The sequence below is a fragment of the Paenibacillus polymyxa genome, from assembly GCF_018614975.1.
GTDB lineage: Bacteria > Bacillota > Bacilli > Paenibacillales > Paenibacillaceae > Paenibacillus > Paenibacillus polymyxa_E.
On the sequence record NZ_JAGGNR010000026.1, the window covers coordinates 79,731 to 102,097 of the forward strand.

Here is a 22,367-nt window from a genome sequence, read left to right on the forward strand (position 1 = left end):
GAATGAAGAGGAAATAAGGCAAGAGAAGAACATTTTTTTATTTTTAAGAAAACGCTTCTATTGTTATAAAAACAAGAAAATTACATTTGTATCATCTGGTCACGGTATGTGCAGGTCAGCCTGTTATACAAATATAAAGCTTCATTAATATCCATAAGGGGGATTATACATGAAGGGCAAAACACCAAAAACATTCGCAATGCTTCTGTTAGCCAGTGCTCTTGCAATTACAGCAGGATGCAGCGGCAGTGGAGGAGGAACTAACGCTTCAGAGAAATCGGTTGATTCCGGAGATACAACCAGTCCAGTGACCTTTACATTCTTTGGTGCAGACGCGAGTCCGAACTGGAATAACATGAAGGATGCTGTCGGTCAAGAGATTACTAAGGCAACGGGAGTTACAATTGAAGCTGAGTATGATGTGAATAATGGTGGTGACCAAAAGATTCCTTTGATGGCTGCCAGTGGTGATTACCCTGATATTATCTATCCTAAAGGCAACTTGTCTAAGCTTGTGGATGCAGGCGCGATGCTGGACCTGACCGATCTAATTGAGGAGCATGCTCCCAACTTGAAAAAAATCTATGGTGATCAGATGAACCGTCTGAAATACAGTTTGGAAGATCAAGCCATTTACACGATCCCGACCAATATGGGTGTAGATAACGTTTCATTTGACGCTACGGGCGGATTCGAAATTCAACAAAGAGTATTGAAAGAGCTCGGCTACCCTGAAGTAAAAACGCTTGAGGACTACGAGAACGTACTGAGAACGTATTATGAAAAACATCCAACGATTGATGGTCAACCGACTATTCCTTTAACATTGAATGCAGATGACTGGAAAATTATGATTACGGTAACGAACCCTGCATTCCAAGCTACGGGTGGACCAGATGATGGTGAGTATTATATCAATCCCGAGACCTATGAAGCCGTTCTACACTACAAACGTCCTGAAGAAAAGGAATATTTCCGTTGGTTGAACAAAATGTACAATGAGGGTCTGCTTGACAAAGATACATTTGTTCAAAAAGATGACCAATACAAATCCAAAATTGCCAGTGGCCGTGTACTCGGTCTAATCGACCAGGAGTGGAACTATGGTGAGGCGGAGAATGCTTTAAAATCATCTAACGGTGGCGATAAAACATATGCCCACTTCTCCGTATCCCTGAACAAGGATATTGTGGATCATACGTTCCAACCGACAGGATTTGACGGTTATGGTATCGGAATCACAACTTCGGCCAAAGATCCGGTACGTATCATCAAATTCATGGATTGGCTTGCTTCAGATGAAGGTCAGGTCCTGAGAAACTGGGGTGTTGAAGGCCAACATTACCAAGTAGAGAATGGTAAACGCATCATTCCGGATGATGTACAAGATCGCAAAACCAATGATAACTCCGCTTTTACCAAAGAATCAGGCATAGGCATGTATAACGTATTTAGCGCCAGATACGGTGATGGTGTGAAAGATGCTACAGATAACTATTACACAACGAATTTCCCTGAACAGATTCAAGCAGGTTACACTGCAGCTGAGAAGGAAACCTTGAAAGCCTATGGCATTACAACATGGAAAGATTTCTATCCTTCCGAAGAGGATCTGAAGCTGAAAGATTGGGGCGCAGCATACAACATGCCTGTACCATCTGACACGGATTACAACGTGACGTTCCAGAAAACACAGGATATCGTACGTAAACGTATTCCAGAGGCTATCCTTGCCAAACCTGAGAACTTCGACAGCGTATATGATGGTCTTCTGGCTGAACTCGATAAAGCGGGTGCAGTGGAGATGGAGAAACAATACACGGTTTGGATCAAAGAACGTGTATCTCTCTGGACTGGAAAAGATGTGAAATAAGCTTTGAAAACCAAGCATTAAAGATAAGGATTTTCATAGCGGAAAAAGCCCTTGAGAAGGGGCTTTTTTTATTGTTGACGTGAGGTGATGGATAGCCTATAATCTATCATGTAAGCACTTACAGTAAGCGGTTTATTTCATTTTCGAAAACGTTTTATGTCTGTTGGAAGGATAATTCTTTTTTACAGAATCGAAACGTCAGTTTCAGTAAAAACGTCGGAATGGATGATATCGAAAGCGCATTCAAAAAAATGGTATCCTCAGGCATAAAGCCTGTTATACAGATAAAACCTTCATAAATAATAGGGGGAACTAGACAATGAGAGGCAAAATGAAAGGCAATACACCCAAGACGTTTGCAATGTTGATGCTCGCAAGTGCAATGTTGGTTACAGCTGGCTGCGGGAATTCGGGAACCAAAGAGACTTCGGATTCCAGCGGAACCGAACCGATCACAGTTACATTCTTCGGGGCGGATGCTAGTCCAACCTGGAACAAGATGCAAGATGCTGTTGGTAAAAAGATTACGGAGCAAACAGGCGTTACCATTGAAGCAGAGTATGATGTAAACGATGGTGGTAACCAGAAGATTGCACTGATGGCTGCCAGTGGTGATTTTCCTGATATGATCTACCCTAAAGGTAACTTATCTAAGCTTGTGGATGCAGGCGCGATGCTGGATCTCACGGATCTGATTGAGGAGCATGCTCCCAATTTGAAAAAAATCTATGGAGAACAGATGAACCGTTTGAAATACAGTCTTGAAGATCAAGCGATATATACCATTCCAACCAATATGGGTGTTGATAATGTTACGTTTGACGCTACAGGTGGATTTGAAATTCAGCAAAGAGTATTGAAAGAGCTCGGGTACCCTGAAGTGAAGACACTTGAGGATTACGAGAATGTACTCAGAGCCTATTATGAAAAACATCCAACGATTGATGGTCAACCAACCATTCCATTAACGTTGAATGCGGACGACTGGAAGATCATGATCACGGTAACGAACCCGGCCTTCCAGGCAACAGGCGCACCGGATGACGGTGAATATTACATTGACCCTGAAACGTATGAAGCAAAACTGCACTACAAACGTCCAGAGGAAAGAGAATATTTCCGCTGGTTGAATAAAATGTACAATGAAGGCCTGCTGGACAAAGATGCATTTGTTCAAAAGGATGACCAATACAAGTCCAAAATTGCCAGTGGCCGTGTACTCGGTCTGATTGACCAGGAGTGGAATTATCAAGAAGCGGAGAACGCGCTCAAATCATCGGGCAAGGATGACGCCACATACGCTCATTTCTCTGTATCACTGAACGATGAAATTGTGGATCACACGTTCCAACCAGCCGGATTTGACGGTTATGGCATCGGGATCACAACTTCGGCCAAAGATCCGGTGCGTATCATCAAATTCATGGATTGGCTTGCTTCAGATGAAGGACAAGTTCTGAGAAACTGGGGTATCGAAGGTGAACATTACAACGTAGAAGATGGTAAACGCGTGATTCCAGATGACGTTCAGGACCGCAAAACGAATGACAACTCCAATTTCAGTAAGGAAACAGGAATTGGGATGTATAACGTATTTAGCGCAAGATATGGTGATGGTGTAAAAGATTCTACGGATAACTACTACACAACGAACTTCCCAGAGCAGATTGTAGCTGGTTACACGGCTGCCGAGAAAGAAACACTGAAAGCTTATGGTATCACGACTTGGAAAGAGTTCTATCCGGCTGAAGAAGATCTGCCAGTTAAGGATTGGGGCGCAGCATATAACATGTCCGTACCTTCCGGTACAGACTATGAAGTAACATTCCAGAAAACGCAGGATATCATCCGTAAACGGATTCCGGAAGCTGTTCTGACTACACCAGCAAACTTTGATGCAACCTATGATGCTTTACTGGCTGATTTGGACAAAGCGGGTGCAGTTGAAATGGAGAAACAATTTACGGTTTGGGTTAAGGAACGTGTTTCTCTGTGGACAGGAAAAGACGTAAAATAATATGGATTGTCTGTGATCCATACTTAAACAAGGAAAGGGCCCTATATGGGGCCTTTTTTTTGTTTAATGATGTGATGATTTGCATTGACGCAAATTTGGAAATCACATATAATTTTATTATTGTAAGCACTTACCGAAAACGTTTTATATTATAAGGAATATACAGCTGATTTAGGAACAGGAGCTAATCATGTCCCAACACAATAACCAAACCAAAATCAATCGTCTATGGTATCGACAACCGGCAAAACGCTGGGAAGAAGCATTGCCCATCGGAAACGGCCGTCTTGGAGGCATGGTGTACGGTGGCGCAGCAGATGAACGAATTCAGCTCAATGAAGATACATTATGGTCAGGGTTTCCACGGGATACGATTCAATACAGCAGTCAGCGGTATTTGAAGCAGACGCGAGAGTTGATCATGTCCGGACAGTATGGTGAAGCTGAGGATTTGTTAAACCGTGAAATGCTTGGTCGTGATGTAGAGGCCTACCAGCCGATGGGTCATTTTCTATTGCACCATGAGGGTCTAGAGGATCTTTCATATGATGCATTTGAACGGGAGCTTGATCTGGAATCGGGTATTGCAACCACGACGTATTCATGGAAAGGAACTCGTTACGTACGTGAAGTGTATTGCAGTGCTTCGGATGATCTAATGGTCTGCACATTGGCTGCTGATCAGAAGGGCGCTGTGAGTGTAAGTGTTACGCTAGACAGTCCCCATCCTTATCGCGTTGAGACTTCGGGAGATGCTCTAACCATGTTAAGTAGGTGCCCAAGTCATGTGGAGTCCAATTACTTCAGGGATCACCCGGAATCCGTCCTCTATGAAGAGGATCGGGGAACGGCTTATGCTGTCCGGGTAGCACTTACGGCATCTGGGGATCAGGTGAAGGTCTCCAATCTGGAAGGCAAGTTACATATTCAGGGTGCTGATCAGGTTGTTTTCTATCTGGCAGCAGCTACGTCCTTTGAGAGTTACGATGTGTTACCTGTGAAGGATCATCTTGTATTGGAAGAGGAATGCAAGAATCTGATCTCCAAAGTGACCACACATGGCGCGGAAGCACTTCGTGACCGACATATTCAGGATCATCGTGCGTTGTTTAACAGAGTCTCTATTGATTTAGGGGTATCGGTTAACGCCGAATTACCTACGGATGAGCGGCTGCAGGCTTATCAGGCAGGGCAACAAGACTCTGGACTGGAGGCACTTTATTTTCAATATGGAAGATATCTGTTAATGGCTAGTTCGCGTCCGGGCAGCCAGCCTGCCAATCTGCAGGGAATCTGGAACCATCAGGTAGAGCCACCATGGCATAGTGATTACACAATCAATATTAACACCGAGATGAATTACTGGCCGGCAGAAGTCTGCAATCTCAGTGAATGTCATGAGCCGCTGTTTGATATGCTGACCGACCTCAGTGATACAGGACGCAGAACGGCGCGCATTCTCTACGGAGCCCGTGGATGGACTGCCCATCATAACGTGGATATCTGGAGAACCTCTACACCGACAGGTGGAGATGCAAGCTGGGCTTTCTGGCCGATGGGCGGCGTATGGTTGACCTCGCATCTATGGGAGCACTATCAATTTACCGGTGATCAGCGTTTTCTTGAGGAACGTGCCTATCCCATCATGAAAGAGGCGGCTCTATTCTGTCTCGACTGGCTGGTGGAAGGGCCTGATGGTTATCTGGTTACAATTCCTTCCACTTCACCAGAGAACAAGTTTCTCACAGATGCTGGGGAGGCACGCAGTATATCCATGGCTTCAACGATGGATATGACTTTGATTCGTGAATTGTTTAGCCGCTGTATTGAAGCCTCGAAGCAACTAAATATAGATGAATCGTTGGCAAGCGAGTGGAGTGAGGCACTGGACAAACTCTATCCATTCCGAATTGGAAGCGAAGGACAATTGCTGGAGTGGTTTAAGGATTTTGCCGAATCTGAACCAGGGCATCGTCACGTCTCCCATCTGTATGGACTGTATCCCGGGGAGCAGATCAATCGAGTGAACACACCGGAATTGGTAGAAGCAGCACGGGTATCGCTTGAACGTCGTATCTCACAAGGTGGCGGGCATACAGGATGGAGCTGTGCATGGTTGATCAATCTGTATGCACGACTACTGGATAGCAGTCAGGCACATCAATTCGTGCGCACGTTGCTGGCCCGATCCACACATCCGAATCTGTTTGATGACCATCCACCATTCCAGATCGATGGTAATTTTGGAGGCACGGCCGGAATCGCTGAGATGTTATTGCAGAGCCACTTGAACGAGTTACATTTACTGCCGGCACTGCCTGAACTCTGGACTCAAGGTCGTGTTGAAGGGCTTCGGGCAAGAGGTGGTTATACGGTAGCAATAACGTGGACGGACAACAAGCTTGTATCAGCGGTTATTAAGGCAGATCGAAATGAGTCGCTGACCCTTCGCAGTGCTTATCCGCTGCGTGTGGAAGGAAACGAACAAGCCAAGGCAGAGCTTACGCCTCAGGGCGATTATGTAATTATTATAACGATGACCGCAGGACAGACGATCCGCGTGTCATCATGAGACGGAGGAGCCAACCATGACCATTTTTCAATTTCCACAAGATTTTCGGTGGGGTACAGCAACAGCTTCCTATCAAATAGAAGGAGCGGCACAGGAAGGTGGACGCGGGGTATCCATCTGGGATACGTTCGCTCGCACACCTGGCAAGGTATTTAACGGAGACAATGGGGATGTCGCATGTGACAGTTACCACCGTTACGAGGAAGACATCGAACTGATGAAGAAACTCGGGATTAATACGTACCGATTCTCCATTGCGTGGCCGCGCATTATTCCTGACGGAGATGGGGAGATCAATCGGGAAGGACTGGACTTCTACCATCGCTTTGTGGATGCATTGTTAGAGGCTGGCATCGAACCGTTCCTTACTCTGTATCACTGGGATCTTCCACAAACGCTGGAGGATGACGGCGGCTGGGGCAACCGTAGAACTGTAGACGCTTTTGTGAAATATGCCGAAGTGATTTTCAAAGAATTCTCGGGCAAGATCAACTTTTGGCTGACATTCAATGAACCATGGTGTATCGCTTTCCTGTCGAACCTTCTCGGGATTCATGCGCCAGGAAACAAAGACCTTCAAACGTCAATTAATGTGGCACATGGATTGCTAGTTGCTCATGGTAAAGCCGTTCAATCCTTCCGTCGCTTGGGAACAACGGGTCAGATTGGTATTGCTCCGAACGTATGCTGGGCTGAGCCGTACAGCAAATCTCCTGAGGACCAGGCAGCGTGTGACCGATCGATTGCGCTCAATACCGATTGGTTCCTTGATCCCATCTACAAAGGTTCATATCCGCAGTTTATGGTGGATTGGTTCGCAGAAGCGGGGGCTACCGTACCAATTCAGGAAGGCGATATGGAGATCATCTCCCAACCGATCGATCTGCTCGGCATTAACTATTATACGATGGGGATTAATCGCTTCAATCCGGAGGCAGGTGCTCTGCAATCGGAAGAAGTTGATATGGGCCTCACCAAAACCGATATTGGCTGGCCTGTGGAATCACGTGGTTTGTATGAATTTATGCATTACTTGCAAAAGTACGGTAATGTGGATGTATATATCACAGAGAATGGTGCCTGCATCAATGATGACCTGGAGAACGGAAAAATTAACGATGATCGCCGGATTTCATATTATGAGCAGCATTTGGCTCAAATTCACCGGATCATTAATGACGGCATTAACCTGAAAGGGTACATGGCATGGTCACTGATGGATAATTTTGAGTGGGCAGAAGGCTACCGCATGCGTTTTGGTCTTGTTCATGTGGACTATCGTTCACTCGTGAGAACACCGAAGGAGAGTTATTACTGGTATCAGAACGTTATCAAGAATAATTGGTTGGAGACAAGGAACTAAGGTAATGCCATTTAGTGTGTAAAAGTCGAGAAAGACGGTAACATTGGAGTATTTCAATGTGCCGTCTTATTTTATATTTTTATCGTTGGAAACAAGTAGTTCATAAAGGTTTCATAAGGTCAAGTGCAGTTCCTGTTATGAAGAGACGTTTTTTGGGTTATAAGAAGTAAGGAAGAAATGAATAATGTTTTGTCAACGGGTCTTTTTAAAATAAAGTGTCCAAATTGCGAAGAAAATTTGAACATTTGTTGACTAAAAATCATACTGATGTGGTATATTGGTATAAGGAAAGCACTTACAAAAAGGGAAAAGGAAGTGTTTACTATGGCATCGAAGACAGCAATGGTCAGCCAATTGGAGCGCAAAGACAAAAATATGCGGCGCGCCGTCTTGACGATGACAGTTCTGGCATGGGTCGCACTCATTACGGGAGTGGTCATGTGTCTGATCAATCTGAACGACTTTAATGATCGTAATCTTGGCTTGATGGTTGGTATTGGATTCCTTGTAGGTAGTGTGTTCATTTACGTTATTGCCAAAGCGATTGGCCTTGTTCATACACGCCGGGAAGACGAAGGCGCCGATTGATTATAATCCTGCGTTGATTCGTTCATAATAAGACTGGATAAGTTCCCGGAATCCAGTCAATAAAGCCCTTTGCGGATTCGTTGAACTGTTCAACGAATCCGCAAAGGGCTTTATTTTGTGACTTGATGTGTAAAGATTACAATGTGCAAATATCAACCATGCAAGCGATTTGTGAGAAAAAATTCACACATTTAAGGTGTAAAATCGACAAATTTGTTAACAAGAACAAAAAAGTTGTTCATTTCTGATATCTTTAGTAGGAAGAGAGTAGTATACTGATTTTTCAGTATGAGCGAATTTAAGGAGAGGGGATCAAAATGAACAAGAAACCTAGGTCGCTAATCCGGATTATCATTCCGGTTGTCCTGACGTTGGTTACAATTGCATTGATTGTCTGGCCAATGCTGGCAGGCGGACAGTACGTTGTTCTGGATCCGAAGGGGCCAATTGGCGCTTCGCAGAGAGATTTGATTGTCATCTCGACAATTTTGTGTGCTGTCATCATTGTGCCAGTACTCATTTTGTCTGCCGTAATCGTATGGCGTTACCGCGACAAGCCGGATAACAAAGCTGCTTATGAACCTAACTGGTCTCATAGCACGAAGGCGGAGGCAATCTGGTGGACGGTTCCAATTATCATTATTGGACTGCTTGCCATTGTTACTGTTCGTTACACGTATGATCTGGAGCCTTCGAAGCCGTTGGCTCACGAGAAAGCACCAATTACCATCCAAGTGTCTTCACTGGACTGGAAATGGTTGTTTATGTATCCTGAGCAAGGGATTGCAACGGTCAACACGCTGAATATTCCGGCAGACCGGCCCGTGAAATTTGAACTCACTGCGGATTCACCGATGAACTCATTCTGGATTCCGCAACTTGGAGGACAGATTTATACGATGTCGGGTATGGCGATGACCTTGTATCTGCAGGCAGATCATGAAGGCAAGTACTGGGGTTCAGGCGCTAACTTCACAGGTGAGCATTTTGGAGAAATGCGTTTTGATGTGAATGCTACATCGGACGAAGATTTTGACAATTGGGTAGCTGAAGTGAAACAGAGTTCTCAGGCGTTGACTACAGAAGGTTACAAAGCACTGGCTGAACCAGGAACAAGCAATGTTGCTTATTATTCTGCCTTCCCGGAAGGATTGTTCCAAAATATTGTGACCAAGTATGTTGTAGATGGTCAAAGTGCTCACAGTAAGCATGGAAGTTCAAGTGAAGCTTCTGGAGCCATTCAAAGTCCAACCGATGTGTCCAATCAAGATGAGGACAAGAGTGCTAACTAAAGATTCGAAAGGAGGCCCCCAATGTTAGAGAGACTTAAAGAGTTTGCATCGGAGTTTTTCGTAACTGGCGACCCGCTGATCTATGGAGCAGACGTGGCCATCGGTATTACGATGATTACGATCGTAACGGTGCTGACTTATTTCAAAAAATGGGGCTGGCTCTGGCGTAACTGGTTAACTACCGTCGATCATAAAAAGATCGGTATTATGTATATCATTGCTTCCATTATCATGTTGTTCCGTGGTGGTGTGGATGCATTGATGATGCGTCTGCAGCTGGCTATGCCTAACATGGATTTCTTACATCCTGAACATTATAATCAGGTCTTTACAACTCACGGCACGATCATGATCCTGTTCATGGCGATGCCATTTATGTTTGGTTTATTTAACGTTATCGTGCCATTACAGATCGGAGCAAGGGACGTTGCCTTCCCGTTTCTGAATGCATTGAGCTTCTGGTTATTCTTCCTGGGAGCAATGCTGTTTAACCTGTCGTTCGTTATCGGTGGTTCACCGGATGCCGGATGGCTGAGTTATCCACCTCTATCGGAGCTGTCACACAGTCCGGGGGTCGGACAGAACTTCTATATATGGGGTATACAGATATCGGGTATCGGTTCCCTGGCTACCGGTATCAACTTCCTGGTTACCATCATTAAAATGCGTGCGCCAGGCATGAAATGGATGAAAATGCCGATGTTCACATGGTCGGTATTCTCCACTTGTATCATTATCTTGTTTGCTTTCCCGATCTTGACCGTGACACTTGCATTGCTCTTCCTCGACAGGTTTGCTGGAGCGCATTTCTTCACACTTGATCTGGGCGGTAACCCAATGATGTATATCAACTTGATCTGGATGTGGGGTCACCCTGAGGTATACATTGTCGTCTTGCCGGCATTCGGTGTGTTCTCCGAGATTGTAAGTACCTTCTCTCGGAAAAAACTGTTTGGTTACAAGTCAATGGTATTTGCAATGTTAATTATCAGCTTCCTGTCCTTCTTCACATGGGCGCATCACTTCTTCACGATGGGTTCAGGAGCGGATGTGAATGCATTCTTCGCCGTAACTACGATGTTGATTGCTATTCCAACAGGGGTTAAGATATTTAACTGGCTGTTTACCATGTATCGAGGAAGGATTCGCATGGCGACTCCGATGATGTGGACACTTGCCTTTATCCCGTGCTTTATTGTCGGGGGTATGACAGGCGTTCTGTTATCCGTTGCTCCTGCTGACTTCCAGTTCCACAACAGTTACTTCCTGATTGCCCACTTCCACCAAGTATTGATCGGTGGCGTTGTCTTCGGATACTTCGCTGGTCTGTATTACTGGTGGCCTAAAATGTTCGGTTTCCAACTCGAAGAGAAACTGGGCAAATGGGCATTCTGGACTTGGAATATTGGTTTCTATGTCTGCTTCATGCCGCAGTACGCTGTCGGTCTGATGGGTATGACACGTCGTCTGAGCACATACGGCTGGGATACTGGCTGGTGGGAACTGAACTTCGTATCCACAATCGGGGCATTCCTGATGGGTGTCGGATTCTTGTTCCAAGTTGCACAAATTGCAGACGGTATTCGCAAATACAAAACACTTAAAGCTTCCGGCGATCCATGGGATGGTCGTACGCTCGAGTGGTCGATTCCTTCACCAGCTCCTGAATATAACTTCGCTGTTACACCGCGCGGAGACGATATCGATGAGTGGTGGGAAGAGAAAGAACGTCGTGCCAAAGGCATCTATCCGCCTGAGCAACCGCTTGAGCCGATTCACATGCCGAAGAACTCCTCGATTCCGTTCATCATGTCTGTCTTCTGGTTCGTTGCTGGTTTCGGCTTCGTATTCGGTTGGCTGTGGATGGCGATTCTCGGACTTGCTGGCGTAGGCATCTGTATGATCGCCCGTTCATTCTCTTACGATACGGATTATTACATTCCGGTCGACGAAATTAAGCGTACCGAAGCGTCGTTAAGGGGGTCGGTATAGATGGCTCAAGCAGCCGCTAAGCACGGTGAGAATCATGCGCATGGTCATGACCATGGCCACCATGATCCACAGGAAATGAAAATTCTCGGATTCTGGTTCTTCCTGATTTCCGACGTTATCTTGTTCTCCGTATTGTTCGCAACCTTCATTGTGTTGCGTGACAATACGGCGGGCGGACCGATTTTGTCCGAACTGATCAAAATGCCTGGCGTTATCGCCGAGACATTTATCTTGCTCACGAGTTCATTTACGAGCGGACTTGCCGTTCTGGCAATGAACCAGGGTAAAGTGAAACAGTTGATTAACTGGCTGATTGTTACAGCTGTTCTGGGTGCAAGCTTTATCGCCCTGGAGGTTTACGAGTTTGTTGAGATGGTTCACGAAGGCTTTAGTTACACGACGAGTGCGGCTTCTGGTGCATTCTTCACCCTCGTGGGTACTCACGGACTTCACGTATCGCTTGGTCTGATCTGGATGATCGGACTCATGTTCCAACTGAAAAAACGTGGGATTACCGACGTTACTCGCGGTAAGATCAACGTCATCAGCTTGTACTGGCACTTCTTGGACGTCGTATGGATCTTCCTCCTGTCGATCGTCTATCTCATGGGGGTGATGTAGATGGCAGAGCACAACTCACATGATTCCCACGGCCATGAACAACATGGCTCACTGAAGTCTTATGTCATCGGCTTCATTCTGTCCGTCGTACTGACAATCATTCCACTTGTGGTGGTTTTGAACGACATGATGGGCAAAACAGGAACACTCGTTGTGATTCTTGGTACAGCAGCACTTCAGTTTGTGGTTCAACTCTTCTTCTTCATGCATATCCGTGAAACAGAGAAACCACGCTGGAATGTCATGGCCCTTATTTTCGGATTACTGATTATGATGACCATCGTAATTGGTTCGATCTGGATCATGCTTAACAATGCTGTTGCACATTAATTTATAAGATGAAAGAGCTTCATGACCTTGGAATTCAAGGTTGTGGGGCTCTTTTTTTTCTAAGTAGAAGTTAATGCATATTTTAATGAAAAAAAAGTTGTATTATATCATAATAAGTCGTTGATGAAATAATTTACCAATGATACTATTGTTATACACTCTGTCAATATATTCAATATTTTAGCTAGAGCTATTTTAGCAAAAGTTATTTTAGGAGATGTACCAATGAAAGCTAGGGTAATCCGTTATTATCGTTTTGGCGAACCAAGTGAAGTGTTATGTATGGAAGAAAAAGATGTGATACCCCCTGGCCCCGGTGAATTAGCAGTGAGGATGTATGCTCGGCCTATTAATCCCTCCGATATCATTCCTGTTCGAGGAGCTTACCCGCATCGTACCCGATTACCAGCTGTTCCCGGGTTTGAGGGTATGGGGATAGTAGAAGCAGTAGGGCCGGGAGTATCCAATCAAATGTTGGGGCGCCGCGTCTTGCCGCTAAAAGGCGAGAATACTTGGCAGGACGTCGTGAAGACTTTGGATCGTCATACAATCATCGTGCCGAATGATATCGATGATCAATCAGCAAGTCAGCTCTATATTAATCCGGTTACGGCTTGGTTGATCTGTACAGAGGTGCTTAAGCTTACGTATGGTGATACCTTGATTGTGAATGCAGGGGGATCTGCGATCGGGCGAATCTTTGCACAGATCTCAAAAATCTATGGATTTAAATTGATTTCGCTTACGAGAGATGATCGTCATACTGCTGAACTGTATCGTCTTGGAGCATTTTCTGTTATCAATACAACGAAAGAGTTGCTACAGGATAGAATTGCAGAATTAACAGAGGGATGCGGTGCTGATGCAGCCGTGGATTGTATTGGAGGGACAGATGGGGAACAGTTGGTCAGTTGCCTTAAGCCGAATGGTACGGTCATCAGTGTAGGACTACTTTCGGGGATCACACCGTTATGGCATGAAGTAACTCGGGGAACACAAGTTCATGTGAAACTTTTCTGGTTAAAGCATTGGGTGGAACGCTGTTCGCAAGAACGCTGGGAACAGGTATTTCATGAGGTGATGGAGCTGGTCAGAGCAGGGAGGCTTGTCATGGCAAACATTGGGGCGACGTATGAACTAACGAATGTACAACAGGCTATTGCAGCGGCTGAATCGGGTATTGAGGGGAAGGTTCTCTTAATACACTAGTACATAAGACTTGGAGAAAACTCAACATAAAGAACGCGTAATTAAAAACTAATTCATATTGGGGGCCTTGTTGTGAAGATTAAAGATATGATGTTTACTGCGATTATGGCAGCCGTTATTGCAGTACTTGGACTGTTACCTCCGATTCCACTACCATTTATACCTGTGCCAATTACAGTTCAAACGCTGGGCGTGATGCTGGCAGGCAGTATCCTTGGTGCTCGATTGGGAGGGATAAGTCTCTTGCTCTTTGTTGTTCTGATCGGTTTAGGAGCTCCATTGTTGTCCGGTGGCAGAGGGGGCTTGGGTGTTCTGGTTGGACCTACAGGCGGGTATGTTCTAAGTTATCCGATTGCTGCTTTTGTGATCGGGTTGCTGGTTCAACGGACATCCGTCGCAGGCATTAAATTTTGGAACTTTCTACTGAGCAACATCGTGGGCGGAATCCTTGTTGTGTATGCAGTGGGTATTCCATTCCTTTCCTTTATAACGGATGTACCTATTACACAGGCTCTCATAGGCAACCTTGTTTTCATTCCAGGTGACCTGCTCAAAGCAGTGCTTGCTTCACTTATTGCTGTTAGAATTCTCAAGGTAAGTCCTACAATGATCCAGGATACGAAGAGGCAGACTCCAGGGGTCTAACATTATGATATTCAGAGACTGCACATTCCTAAGCACTTCTGTACAAGTAAATCGCGCCAAGTGATGGAGGTACTACAGTGATTCATTTTTCCAATGTAACGTTTGGTTATGCAAACCGGCCAACAATGTTAAACGATATTAACCTTCATATTCGTTCTGGTGAATACGTGGCGTTTGCTGGAAGGAATGGAGCAGGGAAATCCACCATAGCCAGGTTAATGAACGGGTTACTTCTTCCAACCACAGGCCAAGTAACCTTTAATGATTATGTGACATCCAATGAAAATGATTTAAGTATCATTCGTCAGAGAATCGGAATGATCTTCCAAAATCCAGAGAATCAAATTGTGGCATCTACAGTGTTTGAAGATATTGCCTTCGGCCTGCAAAATGTTTGTGTCCCTACTGAAGATATCAAGCGTCATGTAACAGAGGCATTGAGGCAAGTGGGGATGCTGGATTATTATAATTCCGATGTATTTTCGTTATCAGGAGGGCAAAAACAGCGTATCGCTATTGCGGGAGTTCTCGCTATGGGACCAGAAGTTATTGTTTTTGATGAATCTACCTCAATGCTCGACCCGGAAGGCAAAGATCAGATTGCATTGCTGATGGGAGAGTTGCATAAACAAGGAATTACGATTGTAACGATTACGCATGACTCAGAGGAGATTGCAGCATCATCGAGAGTTATTGTACTTGATCAGGGTGACATTTGTTATGATGGATCGCCCGAAGCCTTGTTTCAAGGAGAATACTGGCGTTTTCCCGGGGTAACGGCTCCTTTTGTCGTCGAGGCAAGAGAGGCATTGAACCGGGAGGGGTTACACTCTTCTTCAGCACTCACTCTGGAAGATTTGGTGGATGATTTATGCAAATTAAACTAAAAGAAGTGGACTTCTCGTATCATGCTGGAACACCACTGGAGAACAACGTATTGAGCAATATTACACTCACCATGAGTCATAATCGTATCTTTGCTGTTGTGGGAAAAACGGGATCAGGCAAGTCAACTTTTGTACAGCTGCTCAATGGGCTTCTGCAACCTACAAATGGAACAGTTGATATAGGGGAGTTTCGAATGACAACCGATCGAAAAAAAACACATGTTCTCTATGATAAAGTAGGTATTGTATTTCAATTTCCGGAGCATCAATTATTCGAGGATACGGTATTAAAAGACATCTCCTTTGGTCCCAAGAACTTGGGCTGGTCGGCCGAAAAAGTTCGTAGTACTTGCTTGGATGCATTACACATGGTAGGTCTGGACGAATCTTTCTGCAATAGATCACCGTTTGAATTAAGTGGCGGAGAGAAGCGGAGAGTGGCAATCGCAAGTGTGTTAGCGATGAACCCGGAGGTGCTTATTCTCGACGAGCCAACCGTAGGGTTGGATTCGGAAGGGAAAGAGCAGCTGATGGAACTCTTTCGTTCCTGGCAGCAAGAACAGGGGAGTACGATCATTATGGTGACGCACGATATGGAAACTGTTGCCGAGTATGCCGAAGAAGTGATTATATTTGAACGTGGTCAAGTGCAAAGACATACAACTCCGCTCCAATTGTTCACTGAATATCAAGATGAGTTGAAAGATATGGGATTGAAGCTGCCTAAAGCGCTCCAGCTCGTGGAGGCCATAAATGTAAAATTGAACGCTGAATTGCAGCTGGAGTCAGTAAAGAAAGAATGGATTTTTTCATATATTGCTGATTTTTTTCAGAGGAAGGAATTGTAGTTATGTCCTTATCTCAATCCTTTATCATTGGTCAGTATGTCCATAGAAACTCCATCATTCACCGGCTTGATCCAAGAGCTAAGCTCGTCATCACGTTCCTGTTCATGTTATCTGTCATGTTATTGAACTCATGGCTTTCATACGTTTTGTCTGCGGTGTTTGTGGCGGGTGTAGTCACTATATCGCAAATACCACCTTCCTATATTGTTAGAGGACTAAAACCTGTTTGGCTAATAGTCATTGTCACATCTGTGTTTCACATTTTTCTGACGCAAGGGGGGCAGTTATGGCTTGAAGCGGGAGTGTTCTCGATCTACGAGGAAGGTGTCATTAAAGCAGGTAATATAGCCATTCGCATCATTCTTCTTCTCGTCATCGCTTCATTGTTGACGCTTACGACAAAGCTGGGTGATCTCGCACAGGCTATTGAAGATCTGTTGAAGCCTGCCAAGCGGCTGGGTGTTCCTACACAGGAATTTGCGTTGATGATCTCGTGGACGATCCGCTTTATTCCAATCCTGTTGAATGAAACCGACAACGTGATGAAGGCACAGCGGGCAAGAGGTGTTCGTTTTAATTCCGGTAATATTGTTCGTCGTCTGCGAAGTTTTATCCCAATTGTAGTACCTATCCTTCTGTTAGCGTTCCAGAAAGCCGAAAGCGCTTCACTGGCCGTCGAGGCACGCGGATATAGCCCAGGCATGAATCGAACGCAACTGAGAACGTTAGCTTTCAAAAAGCTCGACTATCAAGTGCTGATCATATCTATTTTTTGTTTCGCACTTTTGTTGGCATTACGAAAGTGAGGTAATTTATGAGAATTTACCCATTAAATCTACATGAATATCAAAGACTCATTTCAGTATCTAAAGGTGATCAGCCTGCGACAATGTGGTTTAGGCAGGCATCTTACTTGAACGTATACACAGGGGAAGTTGAACAAGCGAATATCTATCTGTCCGGAAGTCGCATTGCCTACGTTGGAGCGAAGGAACTGCTCACTTCAGACCAGACCCAGGTCGTTGAATTGGAGAAAGGTCATGTTGTTGTTCCAGGATATATTGAGCCTCATGCACACCCATGCCAAATGTACAATCCTTATACTTGGGGAGAAGCTCTGTTACAGAAGGGTACGGTCTTGTCCATTAATGATAATCTGTCTTTGTTAACGTTTCTAGATACTGAAGCTTTGTCATTCATTGAGAAGCTGGAGGAGACAAGTCACCATATGTTCCTATGGTGGTGTAACATTGACCGTCCTGATCGAGCTGATCCAATGACTATGGAAAAGTGGCTGCAACATAACCTTGTGATACAGAGCGGGGAACTGACCGAATGGCCCAAACTGCTGGCAAACGACGAAGTATTGGTAGAGCAACTTTATCTTACGAAGGCTCATCATGGGATGAGGGCGGAAGGACATTTGCCTGGCGTATCTTATGAAAAAATAAGTACCATGGCTGCAGCGGGCATCACAGCTGACCACGAAGCTCTCCATGCAGAAGATGTACTTAGACGATTAAAAGCGGGGCTACACGCCTCGCTTCGATACTCATCTATTCGTCCTGATTTGCCACACCTCCTTAAAGGGATGAAAGGTGATTCCCGGTTCAATATGAACAGAATGATGCTTACCAGCGATGGCCCGTCACCAAACTATGTGGAGAGGACGAGCTGTGCCAGCATGATCAAGATCTGTATGGAGACGGGAATATCTGTAGCGGATGCCTTTCGTCTTGCTACCTTAAATCCGGCAGTATATTACGGTCTGGATGAAGACTTAGGCGGGATTGCACCAGGCAGACTGGCTTGTTTGAACGTCTTAACCTCCATAAATGAACCTGATCCACTGCATGTCCTGCAACGAGGTGAGTGGGTGGTCCAAAATCAAAGGCGAGTAGTAGAGCCAGATGAAGCAGAGATACGCACTTGGTTGCGCTCCACTTTTCCGTCTCGTCGAACGATCGTTAACCTGAGGCTGGACCAGATGGAAACTCGAACCGACATCGGTATTGAACTGGTGAACGATGTTATCACCCAATCGTACCATTTTGATCCCCGGGCGGAATTGGAAACGGATGAGAACCGGATGACATTGCTGGATGTTAACGGAAGTTGGGTGATCAACACCCGAATCAAAGGTTTAGCGTGTGGGATCAAGGCATTAGCAAGTACGTACAACGCTTCGAACGATACACTTTTGCTTGGGCGATCTCTGTCTGCCATGCGCGAAGCATCTCAGGAGTTGGAACTTCGCGGGGAAGGAATATTAGTATATTTCGTGGATGGGGAGCAACTGTACATTCCTCTTCCACTCAGTGGAGCTATGAGCTTGGAGAGCGTGGCATCAATCGGCGTTAGTGTGGATCAGTTCAATGAGAAAATGCGTGTCCACGGTTACCGATTTGGTGATCCTCTGTATTCTCTTTTATTTCTGACAGCTTCACATTTGCCGCATATTCGTGTATCGGACAAAGGGTTGTATCTGGTTAAAACAGGTGAGATAGTGCTCCCGGCGACCCCTTTAGTTAATACAGTAAGGAAGGTGAAATGATGTTACTGGCTGATGCGATACGCATACATGCTTCCCAGAATCCAGAGAAAACTGCCATCTTTGATGATGCCCGTCAGATTTCGTACGCCGAGCTATACCATGGAATAAAGCTGGCAGCAAATACAATTCTGGCTACTGAGGAAGATTTCGAAGCCGATGAACTTCCTCTTGTCGGCCTGCTGATGAACAATAGTGCCGTGATGATCGAATACTTTCTTGCAGCCACCAAAATTGGAATGTGTGCTGCTGTATTTGATCCCAAGTGGAGCGATGCAAATCTGACGGAGGTTATTAATGAATGTGAACCTCGTGTGCTTGTTATAGATGTGGAGTTCAAAGCCAGAATACCTCATATTCCATCGTCAACAAGGGTGATTACTGTGGATACAGGTGAACCTCGTTCTCTCAGAAGGGAAGAAGCCGAACCACAGCGATCCTCAACTGAAGATAGTCTGTTCTACATGGGATATACCTCTGGGACGACCGGACGACCGAAAGGCTATCTCCGTTCTCAGCGTTCATGGATCGAGAGCTTTGCATATGCGCGTGAAACATTCGTGCATGATGCAGGAGACCATGTATTGGCGCCGGGTTCTTTGGTCTATTCACTTACGTTATATGCGTGCATTCAAACTTTGTATATTGGCGGGACATTCCATCTAACAAGAAAATTCCGAGCGGAATACGTATTGGAGACGTTAGCAACACATGCGGTTACACATCTTTATCTTGTACCTACGATGTTTGAAGCACTCTACAAAGCGTTCACGGCTTCTGATTCAGTTACTGCGCTGTCATCCGTCAGATCTCTCATTACGTCAGGTGATAAATGGTCCCCAGAATCAAAACGGAAGGTGACAGAGGTATTTGAAAATGCAGGCTTGTATGAATTTTATGGTGCATCCGAGCTAAGCTTTGTCACAGTACTTGATCCGGAAGGAAACCGGTATAAACCTGATTCAATCGGTAAACCGTTTGCCGGTGTGCAGGTATCCATTCGTGAAGCGGATAGTACGGAAGCAACCGAAGGTACAGTAGGACAATTGTTTGTGAAGAGCCCAATGATCTTTGCCGGATATTATGGTTCCGAGGAAGAAACCAGCCAAGTTGTACATGGTGAATGGGCAACTGTGGGAGACCTTGCAACACGAGATTCCGAAGGCTATTTATATCTGGTTGGTCGAAAGAAAAACATGATTATTAGCGGAGGGCTTAATATATATCCGGAGGAAATCGAGAAGCTGTTGTTAACATTGGAAGGCATTGAGGAGGTCATCGTTGTAGGTGTACCCGATGTATACTGGGGCCAAAAGGTGAGCGCACTTATCAAGCTCAGAATGGGTAGCGAGGTTAGTGATGATGAGATTGTATCATTGTGCCGTCGTGAGCTTGCTACCTACAAGTGTCCAAAGGAAATTATACGGGTGGATGCCTTCCCCTATACAACGAGTGGAAAGATTTCGCGAACAAAACTGAACGAGTTACTGAAAATAAAGATATGAACAATATGTTGATTCCTGTTATTCTCTCCGCCAAGCGAACTGCAATCGGCAAATACGGGGGGATGTTTAAGGAGACACCGCCGGAGATACTGGCTGCAGAAGTGATTCAGGCCATTTTAAGCGAAATTCCCATCCCCTCCGGTGACATTGATGATGTTCTATTGGGGAATGCAGTAGGCGGGGGAGGTAACATCGCCAGGTTATCCGCGTTACAAGCCAAACTCCCAGTAGAGGTCCCTGGCGTGACGATTGATCGTCAATGCGGATCTGGTCTTGAAGCTATTCATTTAGCAGCGAGGCTGATTCAATCAGGTGCCGGGGAAGTGTATCTGGCTGGTGGTGTCGAAAGCACAAGTCGTGCACCCTGGAGATTGGAGAAACCCTTGTCTCTGTACGGGAGTGTAGTACCTCAAGTAATCACTCGCACAAGATTCTCTCCGGAATGGATCGGAGATCCGGATATGGGGAAGGCGGCTAACAACGTTGCTAAGAAGTACGGTGTGACTCGAATGGACCAGGACGAATATGCGCTTTCCAGTCATAGGAAAGCGATTGCTTCAATACAAAGCGGGCGTTTCGACAACGAAATCGTTCCATTGTCTATCCCGGAGGGTAAGCAACTCAGAATCATTCATACAGACGAATGTCCTCGGGCGAATACAACACTTACGAAGCTTGCAGCATTGCCATCTGTTTTCGAACAGGATGGTACAGTGACGGCTGGTAATGCATGTCCATTGAATGATGGTGCCGCTATCGTTTTAATCATGTCAATGGGAAAAGCATTATCGTTAGGACTCACACCCCTAATGAAATTTATCGACAGTGTGGCAGTGGGGGTTGACCCGAACTACTTGGGTATCGGTCCGGTTCCTGCCGTTACCAAGTTGCTCAGCCGAAATCGCTTGGCAATGGAAGACATTGATCTTGTGGAATTCAATGAAGCGTTCGCTTCACAAGTTCTGGCCTCTTTAAGGGAACTGCATATTCCAACTCACATTGTTAATGTGGGAGGCGGGGCACTGGCGCTTGGACACCCGTTCGGTGCATCGGGAGCCATCCTGGTTACACGCCTATTCAACGAGATGAGGCATATAAAGGGGGCTCGGGGAATCACAACACTGGGTATTGGTGGCGGGATCGGGCTTGCATCATTGTGGGAGAAGTGCGAATAGGAGGAAACAGCCTTTGTTGTTAGAGGGACAGGTAGCAGTCATTACGGGTTCCAGCCGCGGAATTGGGCGTGCAACCGCAATACGTATGGCACAAGAAGGAGCCAAGGTAGTTGTCAACGGTGTACAAGAAGGTGGGGTATGGGACGTTGTTCAGTTGATTCGGGATGAGGGTGGGACCGCTATTGGGGTCGTTGAATCCGTCGCAAGCATGGCCGGTGGTGAACGCATCATATCGGAGGGTCTTCGCGAATTTGGCAAGATTGATATCCTGGTGAACAACGCCGGAGTTGTTCACGATAAGATGGCCCATAAAATGAGTGAAACCGAGTGGGATCTTGTATTGAATTCGCATCTTAAGGGAGCCTTTGCTTGTATCCGGTCCGCTCTGCCGAGCATGAGGGAACGAAGGGAAGGCAGCATTATTAATATGATCTCCGTGGCGGGCTTGACCGGAATGATTGGGCAATTAAATTACAGTGCTGCCAAAGCCGGATTGATAGGCATGACGTGGACACTTTCGCTGGAACTTGAATCTTATGGCATTAATGTGAATGCAGTTTCTCCCGCAGCGCGTACTGACATGACAATGCCCTATATCGAACGGGCGAAGCAGACCGTCGAAATGAAAGGTGAGTCGTTTCCCGAGTACTGGAAAGTAGGTTCAACGAAAGATGTGGCCGAATTGATGCTTTCCTTATGTCTGCCGCGTTGCCGTAGGGTTACCGGTCAGATCTTCTCTGTTAATGGTGGAAAGATCGGTGTTTGGTCCCCTCCAGAGCACTATATAGTTGCCACCCAATCCAGTAGGGAGAACGGTTGGGAAGCAGGCGAACTCTTTGAGCAAGTGTTGTCAGCCTACGTGAAAGTGTAGAACTATTTCCGAAATATACGAATTGATG

At 45.6% G+C, this 22,367-nt stretch carries 18 protein-coding genes; all 18 read left to right on the top strand.

The features are described from left to right. The first annotated feature begins 169 nt into the window (after positions 1-169). The 18 genes from J7E78_RS20385 (at position 170) to J7E78_RS20470 (ending at position 22,339) form a co-directional block, all read left to right on the top strand. The gene (locus tag J7E78_RS20385; protein WP_215077948.1) at positions 170-1,873 is read left to right on the top strand and encodes an ABC transporter substrate-binding protein; all 1,704 of its coding nucleotides are present in this window, start codon (positions 170-172) and stop codon (positions 1,871-1,873) included. A gap of 319 nt (positions 1,874-2,192) precedes the next feature. Then, positions 2,193-3,890: an ABC transporter substrate-binding protein gene (locus tag J7E78_RS20390; protein WP_397330601.1), complete on the top strand. Its 1,698-nt coding sequence runs from the start codon at positions 2,193-2,195 to the stop codon at positions 3,888-3,890. A 190-nt stretch (positions 3,891-4,080) separates the two neighbouring features. Then, entirely contained in the window at positions 4,081-6,462 is a 2,382-nt protein-coding gene (locus J7E78_RS20395) for a glycoside hydrolase family 95 protein (protein WP_215077949.1), read from the top strand. A gap of 16 nt (positions 6,463-6,478) precedes the next feature. Continuing rightward, positions 6,479-7,825: a GH1 family beta-glucosidase gene (locus J7E78_RS20400; protein ID WP_215077950.1), complete on the top strand. Its 1,347-nt coding sequence runs from the start codon at positions 6,479-6,481 to the stop codon at positions 7,823-7,825. 324 nt (positions 7,826-8,149) lie between these two features. Next, on the top strand, positions 8,150-8,413 hold the full coding sequence (locus J7E78_RS20405) for a hypothetical protein (protein WP_091038518.1): 264 nt from the start codon (positions 8,150-8,152) through the stop codon (positions 8,411-8,413). Positions 8,414-8,730: 317 nt separating this feature from the next. Then, positions 8,731-9,705 (top strand): ubiquinol oxidase subunit II, encoded by a 975-nt coding sequence (gene cyoA / locus J7E78_RS20410; RefSeq protein ID WP_124118138.1) that lies wholly within the window; start codon positions 8,731-8,733, stop codon positions 9,703-9,705. Positions 9,706-9,726: 21 nt separating this feature from the next. Further along, positions 9,727-11,697 carry a cbb3-type cytochrome c oxidase subunit I gene (locus J7E78_RS20415; RefSeq protein WP_215077951.1) on the top strand — a complete coding sequence of 657 codons (1,971 nt, stop codon included), beginning with the start codon at positions 9,727-9,729 and terminating at the stop codon, positions 11,695-11,697. Then, the gene (gene cyoC, locus J7E78_RS20420; RefSeq protein ID WP_215077952.1) at positions 11,698-12,318 is read left to right on the top strand and encodes a cytochrome o ubiquinol oxidase subunit III; all 621 of its coding nucleotides are present in this window, start codon (positions 11,698-11,700) and stop codon (positions 12,316-12,318) included. Further along, positions 12,319-12,648 carry a cytochrome o ubiquinol oxidase subunit IV gene (gene cyoD / locus J7E78_RS20425; RefSeq protein ID WP_215077953.1) on the top strand — a complete coding sequence of 110 codons (330 nt, stop codon included), beginning with the start codon at positions 12,319-12,321 and terminating at the stop codon, positions 12,646-12,648. It abuts the gene before it with no gap. A gap of 225 nt (positions 12,649-12,873) precedes the next feature. Beyond that, entirely contained in the window at positions 12,874-13,857 is a 984-nt protein-coding gene (locus J7E78_RS20430) for a zinc-dependent alcohol dehydrogenase family protein (RefSeq protein WP_215077954.1), read from the top strand. A gap of 72 nt (positions 13,858-13,929) precedes the next feature. After that, positions 13,930-14,502, top strand: coding sequence for a biotin transporter BioY (locus tag J7E78_RS20435; RefSeq protein ID WP_215077955.1), 573 nt, complete (start codon positions 13,930-13,932; stop codon positions 14,500-14,502). 77 nt (positions 14,503-14,579) lie between these two features. Continuing rightward, positions 14,580-15,389, top strand: coding sequence for an ATP-binding cassette domain-containing protein (locus J7E78_RS20440; protein WP_215077956.1), 810 nt, complete (start codon positions 14,580-14,582; stop codon positions 15,387-15,389). Then, complete coding sequence (locus J7E78_RS20445; protein WP_215077957.1) at positions 15,374-16,237, top strand: energy-coupling factor transporter ATPase; 864 nt, start codon at positions 15,374-15,376, stop codon at positions 16,235-16,237. Before J7E78_RS20440 ends, J7E78_RS20445 begins: the two co-directional genes overlap by 16 nt. Before the next feature lie 2 nt (positions 16,238-16,239). Continuing rightward, positions 16,240-17,043: an energy-coupling factor transporter transmembrane component T family protein gene (locus J7E78_RS20450; protein WP_215077958.1), complete on the top strand. Its 804-nt coding sequence runs from the start codon at positions 16,240-16,242 to the stop codon at positions 17,041-17,043. A 107-nt stretch (positions 17,044-17,150) separates the two neighbouring features. Further along, complete coding sequence (locus J7E78_RS20455) at positions 17,151-18,791, top strand: adenine deaminase C-terminal domain-containing protein (protein ID WP_215077959.1); 1,641 nt, start codon at positions 17,151-17,153, stop codon at positions 18,789-18,791. Further along, entirely contained in the window at positions 18,788-20,293 is a 1,506-nt protein-coding gene (locus J7E78_RS20460; RefSeq protein WP_215077960.1) for an AMP-binding protein, read from the top strand. Before J7E78_RS20455 ends, J7E78_RS20460 begins: the two co-directional genes overlap by 4 nt. Further along, on the top strand, positions 20,290-21,468 hold the full coding sequence (locus tag J7E78_RS20465; RefSeq protein ID WP_311517720.1) for a thiolase family protein: 1,179 nt from the start codon (positions 20,290-20,292) through the stop codon (positions 21,466-21,468). The genes J7E78_RS20460 and J7E78_RS20465 overlap by 4 nt, the downstream gene beginning before the upstream one ends. A gap of 13 nt (positions 21,469-21,481) precedes the next feature. Further along, positions 21,482-22,339, top strand: coding sequence for an SDR family NAD(P)-dependent oxidoreductase (locus tag J7E78_RS20470; RefSeq protein ID WP_215077961.1), 858 nt, complete (start codon positions 21,482-21,484; stop codon positions 22,337-22,339). Positions 22,340-22,367: the final 28 nt, after the last annotated feature.